4 protein-coding genes are annotated in these 3444 nt (G+C 44.7%); all 4 read right to left on the bottom strand.

Annotated elements, in window-relative coordinates; translation table 11 throughout:
• Positions 1-1591 (bottom strand): DEAD/DEAH box helicase family protein (locus tag AK963_RS27040; RefSeq protein WP_175404683.1); only part of this gene is annotated, 1591 nt, incomplete at its 3' end.
• Complete coding sequence (locus tag AK963_RS27035; RefSeq protein WP_066018443.1) at positions 1581-1874, bottom strand: hypothetical protein; 294 nt, start codon at positions 1872-1874, stop codon at positions 1581-1583. The genes AK963_RS27035 and AK963_RS27040, both read right to left, overlap by 11 nt.
• On the bottom strand, positions 1864-2256 hold the full coding sequence (locus AK963_RS27030; protein WP_066018442.1) for a hypothetical protein: 393 nt from the start codon (positions 2254-2256) through the stop codon (positions 1864-1866). The genes AK963_RS27035 and AK963_RS27030 overlap by 11 nt, the downstream gene beginning before the upstream one ends.
• A 60-nt stretch (positions 2257-2316) precedes the next feature.
• Positions 2317-3255 carry a hypothetical protein gene (locus AK963_RS27025; protein ID WP_066018441.1) on the bottom strand — a complete coding sequence of 313 codons (939 nt, stop codon included), beginning with the start codon at positions 3253-3255 and terminating at the stop codon, positions 2317-2319.
• Positions 3256-3444 lie beyond the last annotated feature (189 nt).

The following is a 3444-nucleotide window of genomic DNA, read 5'->3' as shown; positions in this document are numbered from 1 at the left end:
TGTCCTCACCGTACTCGATGATTTCAGTGACCGCTTTTTCCGTCACATCATTTTTCTTTACGGCATCCTCCATATCGCTTGTGAGAAAATCACCCTGCCGTGTTCTCACGCCATTAAGGTCGATCTTTTCCTTACCGGCCTTGGAACGGAGCGGCGATAGAAAACCATCGTCTATTAGTCGTTGAATGTCTGTCTCGTAGACAATCTCATTAAAGAGCGGATTCTTCCCCTCCGTCAGCAAGCCCTGTTTCATCCGATAAGGGGTGGCGGTAAAGCCGACTATTTTCAGTGCCGGGTTTATTTCTCGAAGGCCTTCGATCAAGCGAGAGTACATCGACTCGCCTTTACCTGCATTAATTAGGTGGCAGTTGTGTACGAGCACTCCATTAACGAAGTAAGAAGGGTGTCCGCTGACTTGCAGGTCATACACAGCTTCAGGGCTTGAGAGTTCGATACTCGATACACTTTCCACCCTAATTCCTTTAGTAGTTTTTCTTTTCTCTTGTCGGCCTCCCGAACCCTGATACAGTTGTGGGATTTTCCGTCTACCTCTATTGCTATCTTTTTCTCTGGATGAGCAATATCTATCTTGTAGTGATAGGGATAACCCTGTTCTCTCTTTTTCTTGGTCGCAATAGAAAGCTCTGGCTTCCATTCTTTTCCAAGTATCCTTAGCAATTTCTCCTGTGGAACGGTTAAGCCTCTGCCGTTTCCTCCATGTACAGGTGGCTTGTGTCCCATCTTTTTTAAAGTTGCCGAAACCTTCTCCCTGACCTCTTTTCTGAACATACCGTTGCTGTTGTTCTTGGAACGGGTTGTAATTATTTTCTGAGCAATTTCTTTTCTGCGTTCTGGTGTACGATTTTTCAATGCGAACCTCGTTCCACAAAGTTGAGTGCAGTTCTTTTTCTTTATCCAAGCCTTCGCCACTTGAAATTCTTTCCCGCAGTTGGCGCACTTTCTTGTAATCATAAAGCTCTAATCCTTTAGTTTGTGATGCAGGCATCCATCCTTTGTCAGTAAAAAAAGGATGGTTGGGAGTGCAGGTAATGGATTGGCCATTGCTTAAGTTGATGGACATTAATGAAGATGGCTGCTTAATAGCTTTGGCTTCTACTCTGCCTATGCCGAAAGCATTCAAGACTTCATCACCAACAGATATATCTTTAATTGGTTTTGATCCTGTCGGAGTACTAATGAGGGTTTCACCAGTGAAGCACTCGTCAACCAACACCAGATCAAAAAAGCCCAACTCCTTCGCCCGTTTATGAACACTCTGAATACTGGCAAACAATACCTGTGCGTCCGTATCCCTCGACTTCATAGAGGCCGAGTAAATACCAGTAGGAGCCTCTGGCCAGAGAGTGACGATCTTTTCATGGTTCTGCTCAATGATCTCTTTCACATGAGAGAGAATCAGGAACCGTTGGTCTGACCAGTGCTTTAATACACCATGGATAAAATCAGCAATGATGACCGACTTGCCACCACCAGTACTGACACAGACTAACGGGTTACCATCGGAGGCGCTGAAGTATTGATAGATCGCATCAATGGCCTCCGACTGATACCAGCGGAGTTCATAAGCCATTGGAGCCTCGCTTCATATCTTCAATAATTTTGATGGCAGTGCGCTCGGCCTTCTTCCGGTCAAAATAAGTCGGGTTACGGCCAAATTCATTATCAGCATTCCATGCCATAAACTGCTCCCTGACTTCATGCATCAGAGCATCGAGTATTCGATTGATGAATGCTTTATCAACAAACGGCACCTGCTTAAATTCAACTTTGAGAATATTGGAGCTTCTTCCCTCACCATCAATAGTAATGTCATGCACCAAATCATCAGTCGTCGAATAGCATCTAACTTTCATCACCAGCCTCCCTCGCCTTTAGCATCCGGTCAGCGATGGTGTAGGAAAAGTTCACGGCCTGTTCGATGGTCGTACCACGGTTAGCGGCAAACTCTCCGACCAGTGCGGCAATGGCGAACAGGTCACGGAGTTGGATGGTCTGGTTTTGCAGGCTCTCTAACTGGCTTTCAAGCTGGTCGATGGTTTCACTGGTCGCAGCCTCGGCATAGCGGTCAAAGGGTGAATCATCCACTTTCATATAGTGGGTTACTTGTGGATAAAACTCTCCGTCTTCAAACGTGGTAAAGCAAAAGCCGTTGTCAGGGTGGTAGCCAACAATATCTAACTTTTCTGTTGGCGGGTTACTGGCCGGGATAAAGCGATAGGTTTTGGTTATGTCCATTTGTTGCCGTCCTTTTTCAGTTCATCAATTTTGAGGAACTGGAATTGATGTTTTGATGCCTTACCGATTTCTGAAGCGACCGACGATAGGATGCTCCTTGTAGCAACGGGAAATCTGCTTCGCCTCTTCTTCCACCAGTTCAGCGGCAGTCATAAAGTCCTCAATGTTGTATGAGCGGACTGGATAGCGCTCACCCTCTGCGGATTGGGTGATGTAATAGACGGGTGTAAGTTTGAAGTATCGGATGGTCTTTTTAACAAAGGAGAAGCTGTAAGGGATGAACTCCTGCAATACAGAAGCACAGGCGTATCCCTCTGGTGGCTCGGTCAAATGGATACGGTTGGTTGGGTCTTCCAGCTGATGCTCTATATCTTCAATTCTTTGCTCCGCAGCAGAGACTCTTTGATCCTGATCGTGTGAATTTAATGTTGAGAAAATGGAATGACCAAATACTTCATCCATTTTTTCGTAAAGCATTTCCCAATTGATCCCTTTCTCTGATCTTTGTTTTGCTTTTCGCTCTTCAATGGCTTCCTGTCTTGCTCTTTTGCCTTCAGGTGTCATTGCAGATAGAAGTACATGATTAGCTGCGTCAACCGTAAACTCCCAGATTTTCTGCGGCCTGCCTTTTCCACCATTGATGGTGGATAAATAAAAATCTCTATTTTCTATAAAGTTATGTGCAATAACCTGGCGTTGTAATCTCTGGCCATAATTTTTCTCTGTATAACTATAACCACATATATCCAGCAGACTTTTCCCTTCAACCAGTTCATTGATAACCAGGTTGTTTCTGCGCAGAACCAATTCAGCTTGATCAAGAGTGTTTATTTCAATCATGTTTTTTTCCTTCTTTTGATTGCTTGTCTTTAATGCTCCGTCATACTGCTCTTTCAAATCGTTCATCTCAGCCCCCTGTTTTGGCCACTCCTCAATTTGAGGAGTGGGAATTGCTGCCGGAATGAGTGAATTTTTTTCCAGTGAAATTACTTTGCTCATGGGAATTTCCTTCTTATTGGTAGGTTTCAATCAATCCATCGAATTGCGCTTTCAGGCCGTTTAACTTCTCATCCGTCAAAAGGCTTTTGTCTTCTACAGCCTTAATCTCATGGGATGAGAACTGGCCTCTATCCGTCCCTGTCACAAATTCCTCGCCGGTTGATTTGAGGCGATACCGTATCCAGTACT

It is taken from the genome of Endozoicomonas atrinae (genome assembly GCF_001647025.1).
In the GTDB taxonomy this organism is placed as follows: domain Bacteria; phylum Pseudomonadota; class Gammaproteobacteria; order Pseudomonadales; family Endozoicomonadaceae; genus Endozoicomonas; species Endozoicomonas atrinae.
Note: the sequence above shows the minus strand (reverse complement) of the source record. Positions and strands in the feature narration are given on the sequence as shown.